Consider the following 2,310-nt stretch of genomic DNA (forward strand, 5'->3'; position numbering starts at 1 on the left):
GGTCTGCCGCAGAACGCGAGTGTGGCTGAGCAGTGGAAGCGTGCGCATATTCTGTATGCGCAGCAGGGTTCGAGTCCGTGGGTGAGTTCGAAGCCCTGCTGGGGCCACAAGGTCTGAGCCTGTGTGAGCCCTCGGGCCGCACCGCGGAGCACCTCCCGGTGAGAACCGTGCCGGAGTCGGTGCTCTGGTGATCATGCCGGTGTGCCCGGACGTCCACGAGACGTCCGGGCACACCGGCATTTTGTGCGTTCGGCCGGCTGACGGGCGGGCCGCGGTCATGGCTGGTCGCCTCAGACTGCGGGGCGAGGCGAGGCGAGGCGAGGCGAGGCGGGGCGAGACGAGAGGCAAGGCGGGAGCGGCGACCGCGGACGGGGTCTCGCGTGCCGTGCCCTGAATGATGCATAGAGTCAGAGTTGGCTATTGTTTTGGCTGAATGGCCAGCGCTGGGCTGTTTGTGCTGGTCACCGCGGTGCGGCACGGAACCCGACCCTGAGGGAGACCGATGAACGGTACGCCACCAGGCGCACCTGACGGATCGGGGCCGGCCCCGGATGCGGTGTTCAATCCACTCACGCCCCAGGACCCTCGCGAGATCAGCGGCTACCGGCTCCGGGCCCGGATCGGCACCGGTGGCATGGGTGCGGTGTACCTGTCCTACACCCCCGGTGGCCGGCCGCTCGCACTCAAGGTCGCCCGGCCGGAGTTCGCCTCCGACCCCGAGTTCCGCCGCCGCTTCGAGAAGGAAGTGGCGATCGCCCAACGCGTCCAGGGCCTGTACACCGCCCCGGTCATCGACAGCGACGCCCAGGCCCCGCGCCCCTGGATGGCGACCGCCTACGTCGCGGCGCCCTCCCTCGCCGTGGCCGTCGCCCGCCAGGGCCCGCTGCCGGTGGAAAGCGTCCTCGTGCTCATCGCCGGGGTCGCCGAGGCACTGCAGTCCATCCATGTGGCGGGCGTGATCCACCGGGATCTGAAACCGGGGAACGTCATCCTTGCCGCCGACGGCCCGCGGGTCATCGACTTCGGCATCTCCCGAGCTGTCGAGGCGTCGTCGGTGCGGCTCACGAGAACCGGCGAACCGGTCGGCACACCCGCCTTCATGGCGCCCGAGCAGATTCGCGGGAAAGCCCTGGACACCTCGGGTGACGTCTTCTCGCTTGGGGCCACCGCCTACTACGCGGCCACCGGCGAGCTGCCGTTCGGCGCGGATGTCGCCGTGTTCCACCGCATCGTGAACGAGCAGCCCGACTGGGACAGCTGCCCGGAGCAGATCCGCGGCATCCTGGAGCGCTGCCTGGAAAAGGATCCGGCAGCCCGGCCCACCCCCACCGACCTGATCAGCCTGTGTCGGCGGCAGTCAACAGACGAACGGCTTCGCATCGGTGAGGGCTGGCTGCCGCCGACCGTCCTCGCCGACCTGACGCGCTACGTCCTCGCCCCGCGGGAACAGTTCGGTTCCGAGGGTTCCGAGGGTTCCGAGGGCGTCGGCGGTACCGTCGGCGCCCTCGGCGGTGCGGAGGACTCCGCGGGTGAGGTGGCGTCCGCACTGCCGCCCGCGCCCGCGCAGGACGCGAAGTCGTCGACACCCACGTTGCCGGACAGCGACGATCGTCGCCGTGGTCGCCGCCGCGGCCGGTCTCGGCTCGGTGGTGTGTTGGCCGCGGCCGTCGCCGCGCTCGTGATGCTCGTCGCGGCCGTGCTTCTGCTGACCCGGCACAACGGGCCTGTCGATCGTCTGGCCGGTGGGGACGACCCCGGGGCCGACCCGGGCGTCGAGACGGGTTCGCTGCTGACGGGCTCGTCGCCGTCAGGCGGCCCGGGCGCCGGTACCGGTTCCGTCGCGGGCGGCGGCGTGCCGCTTTCCGGCTCGGATGCGGGCATGGCGGCCGGTTCGGCGCCCGGCGGCTCGGCGGTCACCGGGGCCGGGAACTCCGCTGCCCTGCCGTCCGCCCAGGCGGTGCCAGCATCCGGCCTGCCGGCGCAGCAGCAGGGCCGCCCGACCACAGCGCGCGGCGGGGTGTACCGGATCGCCCCTGACCGCAGCGGTGTTGAGGTGTACTCGGGGTCCGGCACGAACTGGGTTCCGATCGGCGGGCCCACCGGGAAGCTCTACGGCGGAGGTTACGGCCTTTTCGCGACCAGCCGGGACAGCGGTGACATCTCCCGGTACCTCGGTTCCCCGGGCCGGTGGGAGGTCATCGGAGGGCCTGGCGCGCAGTTCGTGGTGACGGGTGATCGGTTGTACTCGCTGACTCCGGACAAGCAGGGTGTGTACGTGTATTCCGGGTCGGGGACGAACTGGGTGCAGGT

General features: G+C 71.3%; 2 protein-coding genes. Both read left to right on the forward strand.

The genetic code is table 11. The annotated features are described in order from the left end of the window. The coding region (locus tag AWX74_RS41940) for a lysozyme family protein (RefSeq protein ID WP_479724511.1) at positions 1 to 117 on the forward strand (117 nt) is incomplete at its 5' end. A 439-nt stretch (positions 118 to 556) separates the two neighbouring features. Continuing rightward, positions 557 to 2,310 (forward strand): serine/threonine-protein kinase (locus AWX74_RS38710; RefSeq protein ID WP_242666618.1); only part of this gene is annotated, 1,754 nt, incomplete at its 3' end.

Origin of the sequence: Parafrankia irregularis, assembly GCF_001536285.1 — a bacterium.
Taxonomy (GTDB): domain Bacteria; phylum Actinomycetota; class Actinomycetes; order Frankiales; family Frankiaceae; genus Parafrankia; species Parafrankia irregularis.